This is a genomic window from Acidovorax sp. NPDC077693 (assembly GCF_044542805.1).
Taxonomy (GTDB): Bacteria; Pseudomonadota; Gammaproteobacteria; order Burkholderiales; family Burkholderiaceae_C; genus Acidovorax.
Window position 1 is genome coordinate 18,896 of the sequence record NZ_JBITVD010000024.1, and the last position, 21,746, is coordinate 40,641.

At 69.2% G+C, this 21,746-nt stretch carries 13 protein-coding genes; 6 read left to right on the forward strand and 7 right to left on the reverse strand.

Features of this window, described 5'->3' with window-relative positions:
* Nucleotides 1-17: 17 nt before the first annotated feature.
* The 5 genes from ACIGHN_RS25740 to ACIGHN_RS25760 all read right to left on the reverse strand — a co-directional run bounded on the left by ACIGHN_RS25740 (nt 18) and on the right by ACIGHN_RS25760 (nt 9,694).
* Entirely contained in the window at nt 18-2,435 is a 2,418-nt protein-coding gene (locus ACIGHN_RS25740) for a DUF1631 family protein (protein ID WP_396506984.1), read from the reverse strand.
* A 17-nt stretch (nt 2,436-2,452) separates the two neighbouring features.
* Nucleotides 2,453-3,403: a protein translocase subunit SecF gene (gene secF, locus ACIGHN_RS25745; RefSeq protein ID WP_056411112.1), complete on the reverse strand. Its 951-nt coding sequence runs from the start codon at nt 3,401-3,403 to the stop codon at nt 2,453-2,455.
* Between the two features lie 11 nt (nt 3,404-3,414).
* Nucleotides 3,415-5,298, reverse strand: a complete 1,884-nt coding sequence (gene secD / locus ACIGHN_RS25750) for a protein translocase subunit SecD (RefSeq protein WP_396506986.1) — start codon at nt 5,296-5,298, stop codon at nt 3,415-3,417.
* Between the two features lie 185 nt (nt 5,299-5,483).
* On the reverse strand, nt 5,484-5,819 hold the full coding sequence (gene yajC, locus ACIGHN_RS25755) for a preprotein translocase subunit YajC (RefSeq protein ID WP_056171299.1): 336 nt from the start codon (nt 5,817-5,819) through the stop codon (nt 5,484-5,486).
* Nucleotides 5,820-6,118: 299 nt separating this feature from the next.
* The gene (locus ACIGHN_RS25760; RefSeq protein ID WP_396506987.1) at nt 6,119-9,694 is read right to left on the reverse strand and encodes an indolepyruvate ferredoxin oxidoreductase family protein; all 3,576 of its coding nucleotides are present in this window, start codon (nt 9,692-9,694) and stop codon (nt 6,119-6,121) included.
* Nucleotides 9,695-9,862: 168 nt separating this feature from the next.
* Between ACIGHN_RS25760 and ACIGHN_RS25765 the strand changes: the two genes are divergently transcribed.
* The 6 genes from ACIGHN_RS25765 (at nt 9,863) to ACIGHN_RS25790 (ending at nt 18,222) form a co-directional block, all read left to right on the forward strand.
* Nucleotides 9,863-10,345, forward strand: a complete 483-nt coding sequence (locus ACIGHN_RS25765; protein WP_056171295.1) for an Lrp/AsnC family transcriptional regulator — start codon at nt 9,863-9,865, stop codon at nt 10,343-10,345.
* Nucleotides 10,346-10,737: 392 nt separating this feature from the next.
* Nucleotides 10,738-13,749, forward strand: coding sequence for a DUF2339 domain-containing protein (locus tag ACIGHN_RS25770; RefSeq protein WP_396506989.1), 3,012 nt, complete (start codon nt 10,738-10,740; stop codon nt 13,747-13,749).
* A complete protein-coding gene (locus ACIGHN_RS25775; protein ID WP_396506991.1) occupies nt 13,746-15,266 on the forward strand; it encodes a DUF3999 domain-containing protein in 1,521 nt (506 codons plus the stop codon). The genes ACIGHN_RS25770 and ACIGHN_RS25775 overlap by 4 nt, the downstream gene beginning before the upstream one ends.
* A 94-nt stretch (nt 15,267-15,360) precedes the next feature.
* Entirely contained in the window at nt 15,361-17,127 is a 1,767-nt protein-coding gene (locus ACIGHN_RS25780; RefSeq protein WP_396507061.1) for an MFS transporter, read from the forward strand.
* Nucleotides 17,128-17,227: 100 nt separating this feature from the next.
* Nucleotides 17,228-17,692 (forward strand): bifunctional diaminohydroxyphosphoribosylaminopyrimidine deaminase/5-amino-6-(5-phosphoribosylamino)uracil reductase RibD, encoded by a 465-nt coding sequence (locus ACIGHN_RS25785; protein ID WP_396506993.1) that lies wholly within the window; start codon nt 17,228-17,230, stop codon nt 17,690-17,692.
* On the forward strand, nt 17,689-18,222 hold the full coding sequence (locus tag ACIGHN_RS25790; protein WP_396506995.1) for a hypothetical protein: 534 nt from the start codon (nt 17,689-17,691) through the stop codon (nt 18,220-18,222). The genes ACIGHN_RS25785 and ACIGHN_RS25790 overlap by 4 nt, the downstream gene beginning before the upstream one ends.
* 80 nt (nt 18,223-18,302) lie before the next feature.
* Here the strand turns inward: ACIGHN_RS25790 and ACIGHN_RS25795 are convergent, their stop codons facing one another.
* On the reverse strand, nt 18,303-20,270 hold the full coding sequence (locus ACIGHN_RS25795) for a DUF3482 domain-containing protein (protein WP_396506996.1): 1,968 nt from the start codon (nt 20,268-20,270) through the stop codon (nt 18,303-18,305).
* Nucleotides 20,271-20,333: 63 nt separating this feature from the next.
* Entirely contained in the window at nt 20,334-21,566 is a 1,233-nt protein-coding gene (locus ACIGHN_RS25800; RefSeq protein WP_396507063.1) for a murein transglycosylase A, read from the reverse strand.
* Nucleotides 21,567-21,746 lie beyond the last annotated feature (180 nt).

Below are 21,746 nucleotides of genomic sequence, written 5' to 3' on the forward strand. Positions count from 1 at the left end.
CCGCAGCGGACCGTGCTTCAGCCCAGCAACCGCTCCGGGTTCGCGTCCAGCTTGGCCAGTGCATCCCGCGTGGCGCGCACCGTCAGGCCTTCTTCGTCCTGCGGAACCAGCAGGCCCGCCTGCAGATAGGCCGCCAGCCGGCGCAACTGGATCAGGTAGCTGCTGCCATCCACGGCGGCGAACAGATGCAGCTGCTTGCGCTGGCTCTGCCACGCGTACTGCACCTGCGCCGACGCGCCGTTGTGGTCCAGCGTGTACCAGGTGCCGGGCTGCAGCTCCTGGGCCCAGGCCACCATGTTGTCTTCCACCGGGGCGCCGTTGTCGGCCACCACGTGGATGGACGATGCGTCGATGCCGAGCATCATCTCGATGTTGTCGGCATTGAGCGGCATCTCGCCCAGCGTCGCGTCGCCGATGAAATCTTCCAGGTTCGACAGCCGCTTGGCCATCGCATCGATGTGCGCCTGGGGGATCGATGCGGTCTTGGACAGGAAGGCGTCGGCCAGCGTATCGGTCAGGGTCTTGATCTGCGCATCCTGCGGGGCGCCGGTCACTCCCAGAAGCTCCAGACCCTGGCGCAGCCGCTGCAGCAGGCCCGGCAGGTTCTGGATGACCTGCGCGCGGTCGCTGCGGTGCGGCTTGGCGCTGGCGGCCCACACCAGGTCGGCGGCGGTGCGCTTGAACGCAATGGTGTCCACATGCTGGGCGCCATCGCGCACGGCTGACAGGGCCAGTACCTCGGCCCAGGTCTTGAAGAGAAACTCGCGGATCTCGTCGCGCACCGGCATGTCCTTGAGCATCGTGCGCAGCTCGATGGTGTACTGGATGGCCAGCGTTTCCTTCTGCTCCACCTGCTGGGCCACGCTCACCAGGCGCGATGTGGCCTGCTTCTCGGTCAGGAACTTGGACAGGAATTTCTCGAATTCGTCGTAGACCAGCTGGAACACGCGCCGGCCGGTCTCGGGGTACTGCTCGATCACCTGCACCACACGCCGGATCTCCGCCTCCAGTGCGCTGCCGTTGATGCTGGTCGCGTCAAAGCCCATCACGCAGGCGCCCATGCGGTCGATCAACTGGCGCGCGGGGTGGGTCAGGTTGCTGAAGAACTCGGGCTCGGCCAGCGCCACGCGCAGCACCGGCACCTGCAGCCGCGCAAACCACACACGCACGGCGGGGGGAATGCGGTCTTCTGCCAGGATGCTCTGGAACATCAGGGCCACGACTTCGATGATGGCTTTCTCGCCCGCGGACGATGCCTTCTTCTTGAGCTCGGTGGAACGCTCGCGCACGGCGCCTGCCACCTGCACCACGCCTGCGGGGCTGTAGTCTTCCATCAACGTGGCCACGCCACTGTAGTACGTGTCTGCCTGCACGCGGTGCGCCGTCAGTGCATGCGCCAGGGCGGCCGAGGCCGGGGGCGCGTTCACCATGTCAAAGCCGGTGGCCGGCTGCGTCAGCAGCCTGCGCAGCTGGCCCATCACGCCCTGGGCCCGTTGCCGCGCGCGTGCCAGCGGTGTCATGCCCGTGGCAAAGCCCGTGGGCATGCCATGCTGCGGATAGCCGGGGGGCTGCTGCTGCATGCGCTGCTGGGGGTATTGACCCATGGGACCCGCTGGTCCCATACCTCCCATGCCCGCCATGTGGCGGCCGGGCGGGGCCATCATGCCGCCGCGCGCCGCAGCGGCTGCCGCCATGGCGTCGCGTGTCTGCGCGAGTGCCTGGGAGGCCAGGCCGCCCGCGCCGGACTCGCCGCCCGCACCGGCCACACCACCGCTGGCCGTGCGGCGCACGCGGGATTTCAGGTCCGCCTGTGGCGTGACGCCCTGCTCCACATAAAAGACATTGACTGCCTGGTACTGCTTTTGCAGCAGGTTGGCGAGCTCCCGCTGCAGCGGGTCGACCACCACCTGCAGGTCGGTGCGCGGCATGCCGGCCTCCACCCACTGCTCCACCAGCAGCACGCAGACCGTTTCGGGCCGCAGGATGTCGTTGCTGTCCAGGTCCTGGCCTTCCAGCGACTGGGTGCGCTGGCGCAGGGTATCGAACTGCGGGCCGACCTGCTCGTTGAGCGTGAGCGCCATGCGGGAGGCGAGGATCTTGTTCTCGACCACGTCGTCGCTGAGCAGCTCGAACTGATTGCCCGGCCCGTTGGGTGTGAGCTGGCCGCGGTTGGTGCTGGTGTGCGGCGCCAGCGCCTCGCGCCAGGCCTTGGCGGCGCGGTCGGTCCAGACCGCATGCCGCTGCTGGTAGAGCATCCAGGTGTCGCGGTGGGCCTGCATCTCGCGGGCCGTACCCGTCTGGGTGATCAGCGTGGTGAGAAAGTCCAGAACGACCTTGTCCAGGTCGACCAGGCCGCTGCAGATGCCCTCCACGAACCGCTGGCGCGCCTGCCGGGCCAGGCGGCGCTGCGGGACGGACGACGGTGTGGGCTGCATGGACAGATATTAGCGGCTCAGACCGTGGCTCCGGCATGGGGATCGTTCGGATCCTCGTCCTTTTTGGCAGGCTTGATGAGGTCTTCGCGTTTCACACCCAGCCACATCGCGATGGCGGCCGCCACGAACACGGACGAGTAGATGCCGAACAGGATGCCGATGGTCAGCGCCAGCGCAAAGTAGTGCAGGCTGGGGCCGCCGAAGAAGAACATCGACAGCACCATCGCCTCGGTCGAGGCGTGGGTGATGATCGTGCGGCTCATCGTGCTGGTGATGGCGTGGTCGATCACCTCGTGGGTGGTCATCTTGCGGTACTTGCGGAAGGCCTCGCGGATCCGGTCGAAGATCACGACCGACTCGTTGACCGAGTAGCCCAGCACCGCCAGCACGCCCGCCAGCACGGCCAAAGAGAACTCCCACTGGAAGAACGCGAAGAAGCCCAGGATGATCACCACGTCGTGCAGGTTGGCGATGATGGCCGCGACCCCGTACTTCCACTCGAAGCGGAAAGCCAGGTAGATCACGATGCCGACCACCACCATGGCCAGCGCCATGAGGCCGCCGTGCACCAGTTCCTCGCCCACCTGCGGGCCGACGAACTCGGTGCGGCGCAGCGTGACTTCCGGGTTGGCGGCCTTCAGCGCCCCCAGCACCTGCTCGCTCTGCTGGGCGGACGTCACGCCCTTTTGCACGGGCAGGCGGATCATCACGTCGCGGGCGGTGCCGAAGTTCTGTACCTGCACGTCCGGGTAGCCCAGGCCCGACACGGTCTCGCGGACCTTGGCCAGTTCGGCCGGCTGGCTGTAGGCCACTTCCATGACCGTGCCACCGGTGAACTCCACCGACAGGTGCAGCCCGCGCGTGAGCAGGAAGAACACCGCCAGGGCAAAGGTGAGGAAGGAGATCGCGTTGAAGATCAACGCGTGCTTCATGAAAGGGATGTCTTTTCGGATGCGGAAGAATTCCATGTCTTCCTCCTTTAGTTCGTCTTGGCCACAGCGGTGTCAGGTTCAGGCTTCCACACCTGGCCGATCGACACGCTCTTGAGCTTCTTCTGGCGGCCGTACCAGAGGTTCACCAGGCCGCGCGAGAAGAACACGGCCGAGAACATGCTGGTCAGGATGCCGATGCAGTGCACCACGGCAAAGCCGCGCACCGGGCCGGAGCCGAAGGCCAGCAAGGCCAGGCCCGCGATCAGCGTGGTCACGTTCGAATCGAGAATCGTCGCCCAGGCGCGCTCGTAGCCCGCATGGATGGCCGCCTGCGGAGACACGCCCGCGCGCAGTTCTTCGCGGATGCGTTCGTTGATCAGCACGTTGGAGTCGATCGCAACGCCCAGCGCCAGCGCCATGGCGGCAATGCCAGGCAGTGTGAGCGTGGCCTGCAGCATCGACAAAATGGCCAGCAGCATCAGCACGTTCACGGCCAGCGATATCGTGGAGAACACGCCGAACAGCGCGTAGTAGATGCACATGAAGACGGCGATCGCCACCATGCCCCAGACCACGCTGTGGATGCCGCGCTCGATGTTGTCGGCGCCCAGGCTCGGGCCGATGGTGTATTCCTCGATGATTTCCATGGGCGCGGCCAGCGAGCCGGCACGCAGCAGCAGCGCGGTGTCGTTGGCTTCGGCCGTGGTCATGCGGCCGGAGATCTGCACCCGGCCGCCGCCGATTTCGCTGCGGATCACGGGGGCCGTGACGACTTCGCCCTTGCCCTTTTCGAAGAGCACGATGGCCATGCGCTTGCCCACGTTCTCGCGCGTGATGTCCTTGAAGATGCGCGAGCCCTTGGCGTCCAGCGTGAGGTTCACGGTGGGCTCCTGGGTCTGGCCGTCAAAGCCGGGCTGGGCGTCGGTGAGGTTCTCGCCGGTCAGCACGACCTGCTTCTTCACGATGATGGCCTGGCCGCTGCGCTCCAGGTAGCGCTCGGAGCCGAACGGCACCGGGCCGCGGCCGGTTTCCGCAGAGCGGGCCTCGGTGCCTTCGTCCACCATGCGCACTTCCAGCGTGGCGGTGCGGCCCAGGATGTCCTTGGCCTTGGCGGTGTCCTGCACGCCGGGCAACTGCACCACGATGCGGTCCAGGCCCTGCTGCTGGATCACCGGCTCGGCCACGCCCAGCTCGTTGATCCGGTTGTGCAGCGTGACCATGTTCTGCTTGAGCGCCTGCTCCTGCACCTTGCGGGTGGCTTCGGGCTTGATGGCGGCGCGCAGCTTGAATTCGCTGCCGTCCGGGGTGCTCGTGACCTGCAGGTCGGTGAACTGGTCCGTGATCAGGTTGCGCGTGGCCGTGAGCGTGGCCTCGTCGCGCACGCGGATGTCGATGTTCTGGCCGTCGCGGCTGATGCCGCCGTGGCGGATGTTCTTGTCGCGCAGCGCGGTGCGGATGTCACCGGCGTACGACTCTGCCTTCTTGGTCAGAGCCGCCTGCATGTCCACCTGCAGCATGAAGTGCACGCCGCCGCGCAGGTCCAGGCCGAGGTACATCGGGTTGGCGTGCAGCGCCTTGAGCCACAGTGGCGAGCGCGACACCAGGTTCAGCGCGACGATGTAGGACGGATCGTTGGCGTCGGGCACCAGCGCCTTTTGCAGCGCGTCCTTGGCCTTGAGCTGGTTGTCGGGCGTGTCGAAGCGCGCGCGCACCGAGTTGCCTTCCAGCGCCACGAAGTCGGGCGTCACGCCAGCGGCCTTGAGCGTCTCTTCCACCCGCTGCTGCATGGCGGCGTCCACCTTGATGGTGGCCTTGGCCGACGAGACCTGCACCGCAGGCGCCTCACCGAAGAAATTGGGCAGGGTGTACAGGGCCCCCACCAGCAGCACGATCACCAGGATCGCGTACTTCCAGACCGGATAACGGTTCATGATCGCGCTCTTACCTCAGTTGTCCATGGCGCCATGCGCGCCAGCAGCCCCGAGAGCCTGCGCCTGGCCATGCCAGACATGCCGTGGAGCTGGCTGGGCCAGACCACCGGCATCACCCACCTCTTTGCGCGCAGCGCGCAGGAAAAAGAGGGAGGCAGCGCAGTCGCTCAAGGGGTTGTTCTTCTTCACTTCACCGAGCCCTTGGGCAGGACTTGCACGACAGCGCTGCGCTGCAGTTGCACTTCCACGCCACTGGCGATCTCGATGTGCAGGAAACCTTCGGACAGGCGCGTCACCTTGCCGACGATGCCGCCCGAGGTGGCTACTTCGTCGCCCTTGGCGATGGCGTCGATCATGGCGCGGTGCTCCTTCTGGCGCTTCATCTGGGGCCGGATCATGACGAAGTACAAGACCACGAACATGAGAACCAGGGGCAGCATGCTCGTCAGCGAGGACATCATGCCGCCGCCGCCAGCGGCTGCGGCGGGTGCGGTCTGGGCAAAAGCGGAAGAAATAAACACGGGTGGCACTCCACAACGGATGGTCAAAATACACAAAAACCGCCCACGCAGGCGCCTGGGCGCCCGCCAAGGCGGAACAGGACATTGTATGCGGCCCCCTGCCTGCGCCCCAAGGGCGAAGACCCAAGCCCGCGCCGGGTGTTTGCTGCACAGGCGCTGCAGGCAGGGTGGTTGCATCCATATGAATAAAAATGGCCGCTAACGCTTGATGGGTAAGCGCTAGAAGCTCCTTAATTCATAGCAAAAGGCCCGCGGGGTGCGCGGGCCTCAGGTCACAGATGCAGCCCGCGGGCCGAACTTCAAGCCGCGCGGCGCTCGGTGGAGGCAGTCGCGCCGCCACGCCACTGCACCATCAACCCATCCCACTTCGGCCGCGCCGTCTTCAGATGGCGCTCCTTCACGTGGCCGTAGCCGCGGATCTCTTCGGGGATGCGCGCGATTTCCACCGCCAGGGCGTGGTTGTCGGCCGTCAGGCCCGCCAGCAGTTCTTCGATGCAGGCCCGGTACTCCACGATCAGCGCGCGTTCCATGCGGCGCTCTTCGGTCTTGCCGAACACGTCGAACGCCGTGCCGCGCAGGCCCTTGAGCTTGGCCAGCACGCCGAAGGCGCTGCGCATCCAGGGGCCGAAGGGCTGCTTGACCAGTTCGCCGCGGTCGTTCTTCTTGGCCGTCAGCGGGGGCGCCAGGTGGTGCACCAGCTTGTAGTCGCCTTCGAACATGTTGGCGATCTTGTCCGTGAAGGCTTTGTCGGTGTGCAGGCGCGCGACCTCGTACTCGTCCTTGTACGCCATGAGCTTGAACAGGTATCGGGCCACGGCCTCGCTCAGGCGCGTGCCGATGTTCAGGCGGGACTCGGCGGCTTTGACCTTCTCGACGAACGCGTGGTATTCGGCCGCATAGGCCGCGTTCTGGTAGCCGGTGAGGAAGTCCACGCGCTTGGCGATGGTCTCGGCCAGCGACGGCTTCTTGACGAACTGGATCACCTGCGCGGCCTGGAACAGTGCCTGCACCGACGCCAGGTCGTGCGCGCAGCGGCGGCCCCATTCGAAGGCGGCCTTGTTGTTGTCCACCTGCACGCCGTTCAATTCCATGGCGCGCATCAGCGATGCAAGGCTCAAAGGCACGCGGCCCTTTTGCCAGGCGTAGCCCAGCATTAGCGGGTTGGTGTAGATGCTGTCGCCCAGCAGCTGGGTGGCCACCTGCTCGGCGTCGAAGCTGCCCACGCCACCCGCACCGACTGCGGCGGCAATCGCGCTGTCGCAGTTGGCACCGGGGAACTGCCAGTCCGGGTTGGTCACGAAGGCCGCCGTGGGCGTGCCGTGCGTGTTCAGCGCCACGAAGGTGCGGCCCGGCTGCATGACGGCCAGCGTGTACTTGTGCGCGGCCACGATGGAGTCGCAGCCGATCACCAGGTCGGCCTTGGCGGTGTCGACCTTGGTGGTGTAGATGGCCTCAGGCCGGTTGGCGATCTGGATGTGGCTCCAGGTGGCACCGCCCTTTTGCGCCAGGCCGCCTGCGTCCTGCGTGATGACGCCCTTGCCGTCCAGGTGCGCGGCCATGCCCAGCAGCGATCCGATGGTGATCACGCCCGTGCCGCCCACGCCGCCGACCACGATGCCCCAGGCGGTTTCGGCCACCGGCAGCACGGGTTCAGGGAGGGACGGCAGCGCCGACAGGTCGCCCTTCTTTTCCTTCTTGGGCTTCTTGAGCTTGCCGCCTTCCACCGTGACGAAGCTCGGGCAAAAGCCGTTGACGCACGAGTAGTCCTTGTTGCAAGTGCTCTGGTTGATGCGGCGCTTGCGGCCGAATTCCGTTTCCACCGGCTCCACGGAAAGGCAGTTGGACTTGGTCGAGCAGTCGCCGCAGCCCTCGCACACCAGGTCGTTGATGACCACGGTCTTGTCGGGCGTGGCCAGGGTGCCGCGCTTCCTGCGCCGGCGCTTTTCGGTGGCGCAGGTCTGGTCGTAGATGATGACCGTGCAGCCCTTGATCTCGCGGAACTGGCGCTGCAGCGTGTCGAGCTCGTCGCGGTGGTGCACCGTCACGCCCTCGGCCAGTGCCACGCCGTCGTACTTCTGCGGCTCGTCGGTCACGATGATGAGCTTGGCCACGCCTTCGGACTTGAGGCTGTTCATGATCTGCAGCACCGAGTGGCCCTCGGGCCGCTCGCCCACCTGCTGGCCGCCGGTCATGGCCACGGCGTCGTTGTAGAGCACCTTGTAGGTGATGCTGGTGCCCGCGGCGATGCTCTGGCGAATCGCCAGCAGCCCGCTGTGGAAGTACGTGCCGTCGCCCAGGTTGGCGAACACATGCTGGTCGGTGGTGAACGGCGCCTGGCCCACCCAGGTCACGCCCTCGCCGCCCATCTGCGTGAAGGTCGACGTGTTGCGGTCGGGCATCCAGTTGGCCATGTAGTGGCAGCCGATGCCGGCCACGGCGCGCGAGCCTTCGGGCACGCGGGTGCTGGTGTTGTGCGGGCAGCCGCTGCAGAACCAGGGCGCGCGCTCGCCGGTGTCCACCTTCAGCTCGGTCATCGCGCGCTCGCTGGCCTCGATGACGGCGATGCGCGCATCCATGCGCGCGATGATGTCGCTCGACACGCCCAGCTTCTTCAGGCGCTTGGCAATCGCCTTGGCGATGATGGCGGGGGTCAGGTCGGCCTTGGCGCGCAGCAGCCAGTTCTGGCTGGGGTTGGGCATGGACCATTCGCCGCCGGTGGCATCACCTTCAGGTTCGTCGAACTTGCCCAGCACGTGGGGGCGCACGTCCGAGCGCCAGTTGTACAGCTCTTCTTTCAGCTGGTATTCGATGACCTGGCGCTTTTCCTCGACCACCAGGATCTCCTGCAGGCCCTGGGCGAAGTCGCGCGTGATGGTGGCTTCGAGCGGCCAGACCACGTTGACCTTGTGCACGCGGATGCCCAGCTGGCGGCAGGTGTCGTCGTCCAGGCCCAGGTCCACCAGGGCCTGGCGCGTGTCGTTGTAGGCCTTGCCGCTGGCGATGATGCCGAAGCGGTCGTTTTGGCCTTCGATCACGTTGTAATTGAGCTTGTTGGCGCGGATGTACGCCAGGGCCGCATACCACTTGTAGTCCATGAGGCGCGCTTCCTGCTCCAGCGGCGCGTCGGGCCAGCGGATGTGCAGGCCGCCGGGCGGCATCACGAAGTCCTCGGGCATGACGATCTTCACGCGGTCCGGGTCCACCGAGATGCTGCTCGACGACTCCACCACCTCCTGGATGGTCTTCATGCCAGACCACACGCCCGAAAAGCGGCTCATGGCAAAGGCGTGCAGGCCCATGTCCAGGATTTCCTGCACGCTGCTCGGGAAGAACACCGGCGTGCCGCAGGCCTTGAAGATGTGGTCGCTCTGGTGCGCGGCCGTGCTGCTCTTGCTGATGTGGTCGTCGCCCGCAATCGCGATCACGCCGCCGTGCTTGGCGGTGCCCGCCATGTTGGCGTGCTTGAACACGTCCGAGCAGCGGTCCACGCCCGGGCCCTTGCCGTACCAGATGCCGAAGACACCGTCGAACTTCTTGGACTGTGGGTACAGGTCCAGCTGCTGCGTGCCCCAGACGGCCGTGGCGCCGAGTTCCTCGTTCACCCCGGGCTGGAAGACGATGTTGTTGGCCGCCAGGTGCTTCTTGGCCGCCCACAAAGATTGGTCATACGTGCCCAGCGGCGAGCCGCGGTAGCCGCTGATGAAACCCGCCGTATTGAGGCCGGCCATCGCGTCGCGCTGGCGCTGCAGCATGGGCAGGCGCACGAGGGCCTGGACCCCGCTCATGAACGCCCGGCCACTGTCTAAAGAATATTTGTCATCGAGCGTGACGGTTTCCAGGGCCTTGCGAATGTGTTCGGGCAACGGGGCGTTCATGGGTAGTTCCTGTGGGGTGACGGCCTGCTGTCACCGCCTTGTGGGCAGCGCAGAGGGAGTTTCAACGGTTTGAAGCACAGTTTATGCACTCCGAAGGGATATGTCCTTTCGTTTTCATGCTAGGTTTACCCTTGATTTGGAAAGGATCTTTCTTAAAATAGCGCTGATATGAACAATTTGGATAAATTCGACATCGCCATCCTGAACGAGCTGCAGGTCGATGCCCGGCTGACCAACGCCGAACTGGCCCAGCGCGTGGGCTTGTCGGCGGCTCCGTGCTGGCGCCGGGTGCGGGCGCTGGAGGAGCAAGGCTTCATCAAGGGCTACCGCGCCGAGATCGACCGGCACAAGATCGGCCTGGGGGTGCTGGCCTTCGTGCGGCTCGATGCCGACCGCAGCACCGGCAACCTGACGCGCGAGATGGAGGCCGCGATCGCGCGCATCCCCGAGGTGGTCGCCTGCCACTACATCAGCGGCACCGGCACGTTCGAGCTGCAGGTGGTGGCGCGCGACCTGGACAGCTTTTCGCAGTTCGCGCGCGAGGTGCTGCTCAACCTGCCCAACGTGAAAGACATGCACACCAGCTTCTCGCTGGGCGAGGTCAAGGCCAGCAGCGCGCTGCCGCTCACGCACCTGGCGCGTGCCAAATGACGTTTGCTATGTATTTGATAGCTTCTGCCGCTTGCCAGACAGGCGGTAGGGGCAGTTTTGAGCCCGTACCGGCGTGCTGCGGCTGCGGCAGCGCTCCGGCCACGCGCGCAGCCGGTACCGCCCACGTAACAAGGCGTTAAGGCGCCCCCCCGCAGCATGGTGTGCTGTATAAGCCTGCTGAACCATCGCGAAGCCAGCCAGGCTTCGTGCGCGCTGCATCCACCACCACGCCCCGCCAGCGGCCTGCCCCGTGCCCACGGCCGGGGGCGCGGGGCCGTGGCACCGCAGTGACGGCGGTTTTTCCTGGTGGGTCCATCAATCAATAACTACGGCTCCCTTTGAGCACAGGCCGCCAGCCTGTCGACCGGGGCGCCAACGAGGGAGGGGTCGGCATGATCTTCTGGGGCGTTTTTTGGGGCGCGGTGCTGGGCTCCGTGCTGCCGGGCTACGGCTACGGTGAGCTGGGGCCGTACATCGGCGGCATCCTGGGCTTTTTTGCCGGGTTGTCGCTGCGCTGGGCCATCCGCGCTGCGATCCGCAGCGAGCTGCAGGCGCACGCCGCGAAGCCCGTCGTCAGCCCTGCGCCCCCAGCCACATCGGCGGCATCGGCTATCGCTGAGCTGGAGCGGGCGCCTGCTGCCACGGCAAGGGTGCCGGTCCCCGCGCCTGTTCCGTCGCAAATCCCCGTCCCGGTCGCGGCCGCCCCCACTGCGGACGACGAACTGCTGGAGGTGGACGACGCGCCCCGCAGGGGCGGTCTCACGCCGCAAGGCCTGCCCGCCAATCCGCCGCCTCTCGCGCAGCCCCCTTCACCTGCCGCCACCCGCCCCCGTCCTCCCGCGCCGCCCGCCCAGCCCAACCCGATCGAGCTGGCCGTGCTGGCCGCAAAGAACTGGTTCCTCGGCGGCAACACCATCGTGCGCGTCGGGCTGGTGATCCTGTTCATCGGCCTGTCCTTCCTGGCGCGGTACGCAGCCTCGGCGGGCCTGTTCCCGGTCGAATTCCGCCTGGCCGCGATTGCCGGCGTGGCCATCGCGCTGCTGGTGGTCGGTTTCCGCAAGCGCACCGACAAGCCCGCGTTCGCGCTGGCCCTGCAGGGTGGCGGCGTGGCGGTGATGTACCTCACCGTGTTCGCGGCGTTCCGGCTCTACGGGCTGCTGCCGCCCACGCTGGCCTTCGCGTTGATGATCGCGGTCTGCGCCACCAGCTGCGCGCTGGCGCTGCTGCAGGACTCGCGCTCGCTCGCGGTGGCGGCGTTTGCCGGCGGCTTCGCGGCGCCCATCCTGCTGTCCACGGGCCAAGGCAGCCACGTCGGCCTGTTCAGCTACTACACGCTGCTCAACCTGGCCATTCTGTTCATCGCCTACAAGCGCTCGTGGCGCGTGCTGAACGTGGTGGGCTTCGTGGCGACCTTCGGCGTGGCCTCGGCCTGGGGCGTGCTCAAGTACGTGCCCGACCAGTACGCCAGCACCCAGCCCTTCCTCGCGGTCTTCGTACTCATCTACCTGTTCGCCGCCATCCTGTACGCCCGCAATACGCCGACCAGGCTGGGCAATGCGGTCGACACCATGCTGGTGTTCGGCACGCCGCTGGTGGGCTTTGGCCTGCAGGCCGGGCTGGCGCAACCGTTCGAGCTGGGCGCCGCCTTCTCGGCGCTGGCCTTCGCGGCGCTGTACCTGATCGCGGCGATGGTGCTGGTGCGCCGCGTGCAGAGCAGCTACCGCCTGCTGATCGAATGCTTCATCGCCATCGGTGTGGGCTTTGCCACGCTGGCCGTGCCGCTGGCGCTGGACGCGCAATGGACGTCGGCGGTGTGGGCGCTGGAGGGCGCTGGCGCCTTCTGGGTCGGCATGCGCCAGGCCCGCTGGATGCCGCGCGCTTTCGGCCTGGTGCTGCAGGGCGTGGCGATGCTGGCCTTCATGGACGGCGTCTCCAGCGTCTCGCGCCTCGCTCTGGTCAACCCGGCCTTCCTGGGTGCCTTGCTGATCGCGCTGCCAGCGCTGCTGCTGGCCTGGTGGCTGCGCAAGCCGCTGCCGCACAGCGGCTCGACCTGGGCCAAGGGCTATGCGGGTGTGGAAGCGCGGCTGTCCAGCCCGGCGTACCTCTACGGCTTTGCCTTCTGGTGCCTGGCCTGGCTGCTTGAGATCACGCGGCGCGTGCCCGGCCTGGAGGCGGGCCAGTGGCCCGTGCCGGTGTTCTCCGAACGCATCATCGAACTGCTGGCCATGCTGGCCATCGTGCTCAGCGCCGCGCTGTCGATGGTGCTGGGCCTGCGCACGCGCTGGCCCGTGGCCACCTGGCCGGCGCGCGGCACCATCGCCGTGCTGGCACTGGGTTTTGTCGCGCAGGTGGGCGACGGCTACCGCGTGCTGGCTACGCCCGCCTGGGCCGTGTGGATCGTCGTGCTGGCGCTGCATGTGTGGATGCTGCGGCAGACCGACCGCCTGCAGGCAGCGGCCGCTCGGGACGGCAAGCCCGCTGCGCGCATGTCGGCCTTCGGCTGGTTCCATGCCGCCACGGCGTGGCTGGTGACCTTTCTGCTGGCCGACTGCCTGTGGTCCGGCATCGGCAAGGCCGAGCTGTGGCGCACCTCGTGGGCTGGCGTGGTCATGCTGGTCAGCGCCATTGCGGTGCTGATGGCGCTGGCGCTGTGGGCCGGCCGCGGCAACCGGCCTGCGGCGCGCGCAGCGCTGCCCTGGCCGCTGAACCCGCATGCCGAGGCCTACTACTGGCTGGCAGCGCTGCCGCTGGCGGTGCTGGTGTTCTGGGGCTCGCTGCTGGCCGCGGTGCATTCGTCGGGCCACACCGCGCCACTGCCCTACATCCCGCTGCTCAACCCCACGGACCTGACCCTGGCGCTCGCGCTGGGCGGCCTGGTGTTCTGGCGGCGGGTGCTGGTGTCGGCGCAGCCGCAGCCTGCCCACGCGGGCTGGGTCGTCGGCCGCCATGCGCTGGTGGCGCTGGCGCTGCTGGTGTTCATCGCGATCAACACGGTGTGGCTGCGCGTGGCCCACCACTTCTTCGGCGTGCGCTGGGATGCCTCGGCGCTGTTCGACAGCTTCGTCGTGCAGACCGGCTACGCCATCCTGTGGACGCTGCTGGCGCTCAGCATGATGGTGCTGGCGCACCGCCGCGCGCAGCGGCCGCTGTGGCTGGTGGGCGCAGGCCTGCTGGGGCTGGTGGTGGTCAAGCTGCTGCTGATCGACCTGTCCAACGCCGGGGGGGCCGAACGCATCATTGCCTTCATCGCGGTGGGTGTGCTGATGCTGGTGGTGGGCTACTTCGCGCCGCTGCCGCCCAAGGCCGCGCCCCGTGCGGCGCCCGATGCTCCGCCGGTCCCCTCGGTCCCCCCGGTCCCCCCTGCGGCGCCTGTGGCCCCGGCGCAAGAGGAATCACTGTCATGAAGTCTCCCCGTCACCACCTGCCGCGGCCCGTAGCCGCCTGGCTGGCCGCTGCCGCCCTGTCCCTGGCCGCCGGGGGTGCCCAGGCGGCGGCCGATGCCAACAGCCCGGCCGCCTACGCCATCCGCATCCCTGTCACGCTGGCGGCCGATGCGCCGCTGCAGCGCGTGATGCTGCCCGCCGAGGTGCTGGTGCGCCTGCAGAGCCCAGGCTATGCCGACGTGCGCCTCTTCAACGGCGCAGGCCAGCCGGTGCCCATGGCGCTGGCCGGCGTGGCGGCCGCCAGTGCGCCGGAGGAATCGGTGGTGCTGCCGGCCTATCCCATCCTGGGCGGGCCCGGCACGCCAGGGCAGGCCGGGCTGGAAGGCCTGTCGCTGCGCATCGAGGAGCAGCAGGGCCGGCGCGTGGTGCAGATCGACACGGCGGGAACAGCCGCCCCTGGCGGCGCGCAATCCGTGCGCGGCGCGCTGCTGGACGCACGCAGCATCCCACTGCCCGTGGCGCGCATGGCGCTGGACGCCGATCTGCCCGCCGGCCAACCGGTGACCTTCACGGTGCAGGCCAGCCGGGACCTGAAGAACTGGCGGCCGCTAGCCGAGACGGTGCTGTACCGCGCCGACGCGGCGGGCACGACCCCATCCCCAGCGGCACCGGGCCGCCTGGGCAGCGAGCACATCGACCTGCAACGGGCCGACCTCAAGGACCACTACCTGCGCGTGACCTGGGGCGATGCCGCCGTGACATTCCGCGGTGCGACGCTGGTCACCTCGCGCGGCGCGGGCCCGCGCGAGCGCGTCAGCGCCAGCATGGCCGTGCCGCCGCTGGGCAACAACCCGCGCGAGCTGGTGTTCGCCCTGCCGTTCGCCACACCGGTCGCTGCGCTCAAGATCACGCCGCAGGGCAGCAACGTGCTGGTGCCGGTGCGCGTGCTGGGCCGCAACGACCGCGAACGGCCCTGGGCGCACCTGGCCAGCGCCACGGTCTACCGCATGTCCACGGGCGGCAAGGAGCAGACCAACGCCCCGGTCGAGCTGGGCGGCGCTTCGGTGCGCGAGGTCAAGATCGAGGCCGACGCCAGGTCGGCCGGCTTTGCCGCCGCGCCCGACATCGCGCTGCAGTTCGAGCCGGCCCAGCTGGTGTTCCTGGCCAGCGGGCAGGGCCCCTTCACCCTGGCGGCCGGCTTGCCCGGCGCCGGTGCGGCGGCGAGCGCCTTCCTGCCCCTGGCCAGCCTGGTGCCGGGCTACCAGCCCCTGCAGGAGAACACCCTGCCCCCGGCGCTGGCCGATGTGGCCCGGGCCGACATCACCGGCGGCAAGCCCGCGGACGGCCCTCTGGTGGCCGCCGCCGCTGCCAGCGACGGGCTGTCCACGCGCAGCTGGGTGCTCTGGGGTGTGCTGCTGGCCGGCGTCGGCGCGCTGGGGCTCATGGCCTGGCTGCTGATGCGGCAGACCAAACCGGCGAGCCAACCGGCGATGGAGCCCGCGAGCAGTGCGCCGGATTCACCGCGCGATGCGGTGTGACCGTGCCGTGTGGTGATGGTGCGGCGCTCCGCCAAGGTGGCTATTCGGTGCCGCACGCAGCATGGCCGCGCCAACCGTCGCACAATGGCAGGACATGCCACCTTTGCCGTCCCACGAAAGCACGCGCAGCACTGCGCCCACCCCTGCTCCTGACCTGACCCCCGCTGCCGATGCCGCAGCGCGCGGGCCGACCGACGACGCGGCCGCCGCAGACCGCGCCGCGACCGCGCAGGGCACCGAAGAATCCGTTGCCGCCCAGCTCGACCAGAGCGCCGCCGCGCAGCTGAGCCAGGCGGCCTCGCTGTCGCCCCTGGCGCCGCTGTCGGTGCCGGTGTTCCGCATGCTGTGGCTCACCTGGGTGGCGGCCAACACCTGCATGTGGATGAACGACGTGGCGGCCGCCTGGCTCATGACCACGCTCACCACCTCGCCCATCCTCGTGGCGCTGGTGCAGTCGGCCTCCACCCTGCCCGTGTTCCTGCTGGGCCTGCCCAGCGGCGCGTTGGCCGACATCCTGGACCGGCGGCGCTACTTCATCGCCACGCAGTTCTGGGTGGCGGCCGTGGCGCTGGTGCTTTGCGTGTTCGTCATGGCCGGCGGCATGACGGCGCCGCTGCTGCTGATGCTCACCTTTGCCAACGGCATCGGCCTGGCCATGCGCTGGCCGGTGTTCGCGGCCATCGTGCCCGAGCTGGTCAGCCGCCCGCAGCTGCCCGCCGCGCTGGCCCTCAACGGCGTGGCGATGAACGCATCGCGCATCATCGGGCCGCTCTTGGCCGGCGCCATCATCGCCAGCGCGGGCAGCGCCTGGGTGTTCGTGCTCAACGCGGTGCTGTCGGTCATCTCGGGCCTGGTCATCATGCGCTGGAAGCGCACCCACGTGCCCAGCCCGCTGGGCCGCGAAAGGCTGCCCAGCGCCATGCGCGTGGGGCTGCAGTTCGTGCGCCAGTCGCCGCGCATGCGCGCCGTGCTGTGGCGCATCTCCATCTTCTTCTTGCACGCCACCGCGCTGCTGGCCCTGCTGCCGCTGCTGGCGCGCGGCCTGGAGGGCGGCGGTGCGGGCACCTTCACGCTGCTGCTGGCCAGCATGGGCGCGGGCGCCATCACCGCCGCGATGTTCTTGCCGCGCCTGCGCCAGGCCATGGCGCGCGATGTGCTGGTGATCCGCGGCACGGCCCTGCAGGCCGTGGCCACGGGCGTGATGGCCGTGGCGCCCAATGTGTACGTGGCCGTGCCCGCGATGTTCGTGGCCGGCATGGCGTGGATCACCACGGCCAATTCGTTGAGCGTATCGGCCCAGCTCGCACTGCCCAACTGGGTGCGCGCACGCGGCATGTCGATCTACCAGATGGCCATCATGGGCTCCACCGCCCTCGGGGCCGCGGTGTGGGGCCAGGTGGCCACCCTCAGCGACGTGCACGTGAGCCTGGGCATTGCCGCGGGCACCGGCGTGGTGGCCATGCTGCTGGTGCAGCGCCTGGTGGCCGACCGCAGCATGGAGGAGGACCTGAGCCCCTCCCGTGCCTTCAAGGCCCCGGTGGCCGATGCGCCGCCCAGTACCGGGCATGTGGTGGTCACCATCGAGTATTTCATCGACCCCGCGCGTGCCACCGAATTCCGCGCGGTGATGCAAGAGAGCCGCCGCAGCCGCCTGCGCCAGGGCGCGCTGGCCTGGCAGCTGCTGCACGACATCAGCCAGCCCGCGCGCTATGTGGAGCGCATCGAGGACGAGTCGTGGACGGAGCACCTGCGGCGCTTCGACCGCGTGACGGCGTCCGACGTGGCGCTGCGCGACCGCAAGCTCGCGTTCCATGTGGGCGACGCACCGCCGCGGGTGACGCGGTGGGCGGTCGAGTCATGACGGCTCGGCAAGGCCCGAACCGCGGCTGACTCACAATACCCACCCTGAGCGGCGCGGCCCCGGCATGCGGGCCCGCCTTCCTTGTCCAACGCTTTCGACCATGTCCGCATCCGACGAAGATTTCATGCGCCTTGCCCTGGCCGAGGGCCGCAAAGCCCTGCCAGCCTGCCTGCCCAACCCGCCGGTGGGTTGCGTGTTCGTGAAGGACGGAGCGGTGATGGCGAGCGGGTTCACCCAGCCGCCCGGCCAGCACCACGCCGAGGCCATGGCGCTGGCCCAGTGGCCCGGCGATCTGGCCGGCGTGACCGCCTACGTCACGCTGGAGCCGTGCTCGTTCCATGGCCGCACGCCGTCGTGCGCGAAGGCGCTGGTGGCGCGCGGCATTCAGCGGGTGGTGGTGGCCATGCTCGACCCCGACCCGCGCAACGCCGGCGCAGGCATCGAGATCCTGAAGGCCGCTGGTGTGGAGGTGTCGGTCGGCGTGCTGGAGCGCAGCGCCGTGGACGACATGGGTGCGTACCTGGCGCTCAGCGCCAATGCCGCGACCCCGGGGAGCGCCGCATGACGCGCTTCACGCCCAGCCTGCTGCTGTGCCTGGTCGGTGCTGCATCGTGCGCGCATGCCGTCCAAGCGCCTCAAGTGCCTCAAGCGCTTCAAGCGCCCCAGGCCGTGAGCGCTGCAAGTGCTGCAAGTGCCGCCAGTTCGGAGAGCGCCCCCAGCGCCGCCGGCCTGCTCGGCTGCTGGCGTGCCACCAAGATCGTGCTGTACGTGCAGGACGGCACCCAGGCCGAGGACACCTCGGGCCGCTGCACCCTGCAGTTCAAGCAGACCCTGTTCGAGTCCACCTGCAAGACCTCCACCGGCAGCTCCACCACCGCGTACCGCTACCAGGTCGTGCGGCCCCAGGTGTATGCGGCCACCATGGCCAGCAGCACCTTCAAGACGGACATGATCGGCTCCACCCGCGAGTACGAATACCGCATCGACGGTGACCGGCTGCGCACCGTGAGCGTGCCGCCCGCCAAGCCGCCCGAGCCGCCGGCCGTGGCGGCACCGCGCGTGGAGACCGAGGCGGCCAGGACGCCATGCCCGTGAGGCTTGCGGTTGGTTTGCTATTGAATTAATAGCTGCTGGCGCTTGCCTATCCAGCGGTAGCGGCCCAAAAGGCTTGGATTTCAGGCCGCGTCGGCCGGTGCTGCCGTGGCCGTAGCCGCAAAGCTGCGCCGCAGTATCCCGGTCAGCATGGTGTGCAGCAGCGCCTGCACCGCTTGGATCGCGTCATCCCCCGGCCCCGTGCGTCGCAGCGCCGCGGCCAACGCATCGCCGTGCGCAGCCACCGTGCCGGTGACCTCGGCGCGCCAGCGCTCGGCCAGCCGGGCGGCATCGGCCGGTGGCACCCGCTCCAGGTGCGCGATGACGAGGTAGTGCGTGCAGGCCGCCTCCACCGCGTGGCGCAGCAGCGCGTCCCCATCGTCCCTCTTCTGCAGGGACCGCAGCACCCAGGCGGTGGTGCCGCCCAGCAGCGCGCCCAGGGCGGTGCCCGCGCCCAGCGTCAGGCCGCCGGTGCCGATGTCGATCAGCGCACCGGCCTTGGCGCCTGCCGCCGCGCCCGCGGCGGCGCCGGCGGATGTGCCCACGGCCAGGGCGGCGGTGCTGGTACGGCGCATGGCGGGCAGCAGCGCGTTGGATTCGTGCAGCAAGGGCGCAGGTGGCTGGCCGTGCAGCGTGCGCAGCGCGGCGTCCAGCGTCTGCACCTGCTGGGCGTAGCGCGCGGACTGGGCGTTGGCGTCGCCCGTCTCACCGCTGGGTGAGGGTTGCGCCACCTCGCGCAGGTGCCGGGCCAGGGCTTGCAGCGACTGGTGAAAGCGCAGCTCGTTGCGCTCCACCCAGGCTGCGCGCAGGCGGCCCAGGGCGTGTTGATGCGCGGGCAGCGCCACGGTTAGCCGGTCAAACAGTGCGGGCTCCAGCACCCAGCTGGCGCCAAAGTCTTCCCACCGCAGTGCCATCAGGGGCGCGCCCTGCCAGGCGGGCGGTGGGGCGTCGGTGGTCCATGCCAGCACGGCGTCCACCGGCTGGCGGGCATCGCCGAACTGCAGGCGGTCGCCCTGCGGGGTCTGCACCGCGGCGTTGTGCAGCACGTCCGCCAACGGCCCGTGCAGGCCGATCAGCAGGTCGCCTGGCAGGGCGGCGCGCAGCGCGTCGAATGCGGCATCGCCCGGGTCGATGCGGGCTTGCCAGCGGGCCTCGCGCCAGCGCGCCCAGGCCGCCAGCGCCAGGCGCGGCAGCACCACCACCAGCGCCAGCAGGCCCACGTACATCCACACCCAGCGGCTGCCGCCCGCGCCCTCGCCGGCAAAGTTCTGCGTGGCCGCGATCTCCTGCAGCGTGAAGGGGGCCGTGCCGAACAGCACGGCCAGCGGCCAGAACAGCACCGACACGATGGCGTGCACCTGCGCGGCGTCGAGGAAGGTGCTCTCCCACCCGAACTGGTAGCGCACCACCAGCCCGCGCAGCAGCAGCGACAGCGCGATGCCCGCGCCCCAGGCCGCCGCGCACAGGTGCAGCACGCGGGCCGCGCGCTGCACCTGCAGGTCGGCCGTGTGGGCCCACCACCGTGCATGGAAGTCCGCCGCGATGCGCGCCGCCAGCCCGCGCCCCCGGCCGGTGCCCAGGCGGCGGGTGAGGTGCCGCAGGCCCTGCAGCAGCGGCAGCCCCGTGGCCGGCGGGCGCCAGGCACGCCAGGCCATCAGCAGGTACACGCACAGGTTCCAGGCCAGCACGATCAGCAGCGGTGGCGACAGCAGGTCCACCCGGTGGGCGTTGGCGATGCGGTCGATGGCCAGGCCCATCGCCAGGGCCAGCAGCGGCAGGCCGCGCGCCAGCCAGCGCCAGGCGGCACCGGGCTCGTGCAGGGCGGCGATGGTGGTGTCCCGGCCGCTGGCGCGCCGGGCGACGGTGTCGGCACGCTCCAGCACCACGTCGCCCGCACCCACGCGCTGCGCACCGCGCTGGCGGGCGGCTGCCACGGCCGTGCGCGTGGCCTCGTCCCAGTCGGCCTGGCTGACCAGGGTGCGCCCGGCATCCACCTGCTCGATGGACTGGGCGAGCAGCACGGTCCGCAGCTGGGGCAGGGTCACGCGCACGGATGCTCCTGTTTTAATAGCTGTTGGCGCTTGTCAGACAAGCGGGAGAGGCATTTTCGACCATTATTTGGGCCACAGCGCCCACAGCCGCAGGTTCTGCTTCAGGCGCCCGGCAATATCCCCGGCCTCCGGGCCCCAGCCCGTGAAGAAGTCGGCCCGCACTGCGCCCAGGATCGCGCTGCCGGTGTCCTGCGCCATCACCATGCGGTTGAGCTGCACCTGGGGGCCGCTGGAGGCCAGCCACACCGGCGTGCCGTACGGGATGCTCTGGCGGTCTACGGCGATGGAGCGGCCGGGCGTGAGCGGCACGCCCTGCGCGCCGCGCGGGCCGAAGCCCGCGTCCAGCGGGTTGAGCGGCTCCTCGCGGAAGAACACGTACCGCGGGTTGGTCCACATCAACTCGTTGGTGCGCTGCGGGTTGGCCGCCAGCCAGGCGCGGATGCCGGGCCAGGTCGCGTCGCGCGTGTAGCCCTGGTCCAGCAGCCAGCGGCCGATGCTCTGGTAGGGCTGGTCGTTGGTGCCCGCGTAGGCCACGCGCACCAGCGACACCGACCCGTCGGCCTCGGTGATGCGCAAGCGGCCCGAGCCCTGGATGTGCAGCACCATCGATTCGACCGGGTCGCGCAGCCAGGCGATGGCCCGCCCGGCCAGCGCGGCCTGTGCCTCTGGCAGCGACTCGATCTGCTGGCGGGTGTACCAGGGCTTGCGGGCGCCCAGCCCGGCGGGCGTGCGGTAGATGGGCACGTTGAAGCCGTTGCCCGGCTGGCGCGCGCCGTCCATCATCGGCTCGTAGTAGGCCGTGAGCAGGCCGTCAGGGTTGCCGTCGGTCGCCTCCACGCGGTAGGGCTGCAGCCGCGCGATGAGCCACGCACGCTGCTCTTCGGCGGTGGCGATGCTCAGCTGGCGCACGTCGCTGCACAGCGCGGTGAAGGGCGGCGCGGGCCGTTCGCAGCTCTTGATCCAGGCGTTCCAGGCCTCGTGCAGCGCGTCCTCGGTAAAGCCGGGCAACTCGGACCAGCGCACGGGCACCCAGCGGCTCTTGGGCTGGGCCATCGGCGCAGGCAACGGGCCGGTGTCGCCCGGCAGCACCACCGCGCCAGGCGGCAGGGACGGAAAGGGCGCCGGGATGGCCGGGGTGCGGGAGGGGCTTGCGGGCGGAGGGCTGGAGCAGGCCACCAGCGTTCCTACAATCAGCGCCGTCGATACAAGGCGCAGGAGTGTCAATGTCATGGGGCTGATTTTGCTTGAAGCGCTGCTTGCGCTGGTGCTGCTGGGGGCAATTGTGTGGTGGACGATGTTTTCGGGGCGCAAGGGGGGCGAGCTCAAGCCGCCCAGCCAGGACACGCCTGCACCTGCACCGCCTGAGGCGCCCGGCCCCAAGCCTCCTGCGCCGCCGCCCGGTTCTTCCTGACCTTCTGCGCTTGACCGCTCCCGGGAGCCAGGCGACGCAGTCCTACAGCCGAGGGGCCCCTGTGC

Coding starts and splice junctions, on each gene's coding strand:
- ACIGHN_RS25740 (WP_396506984.1), bottom strand. CDS start 2,435: ATGCAGCCCACACCGTCGTCCGTCCCGCAGCGCCGCCTGGCCCGGCAG.
- secF (WP_056411112.1), bottom strand. CDS start 3,403: ATGGAATTCTTCCGCATCCGAAAAGACATCCCTTTCATGAAGCACGCG.
- secD (WP_396506986.1), bottom strand. CDS start 5,298: ATGAACCGTTATCCGGTCTGGAAGTACGCGATCCTGGTGATCGTGCTG.
- ACIGHN_RS25760 (WP_396506987.1), bottom strand. CDS start 9,694: ATGAACGCCCCGTTGCCCGAACACATTCGCAAGGCCCTGGAAACCGTC.
- ACIGHN_RS25765 (WP_056171295.1), top strand. CDS start 9,863: ATGAACAATTTGGATAAATTCGACATCGCCATCCTGAACGAGCTGCAG.
- ACIGHN_RS25770 (WP_396506989.1), top strand. CDS start 10,738: ATGATCTTCTGGGGCGTTTTTTGGGGCGCGGTGCTGGGCTCCGTGCTG.
- ACIGHN_RS25775 (WP_396506991.1), top strand. CDS start 13,746: ATGAAGTCTCCCCGTCACCACCTGCCGCGGCCCGTAGCCGCCTGGCTG.
- ACIGHN_RS25780 (WP_396507061.1), top strand. CDS start 15,361: ATGCCACCTTTGCCGTCCCACGAAAGCACGCGCAGCACTGCGCCCACC.
- ACIGHN_RS25785 (WP_396506993.1), top strand. CDS start 17,228: ATGTCCGCATCCGACGAAGATTTCATGCGCCTTGCCCTGGCCGAGGGC.
- ACIGHN_RS25790 (WP_396506995.1), top strand. CDS start 17,689: ATGACGCGCTTCACGCCCAGCCTGCTGCTGTGCCTGGTCGGTGCTGCA.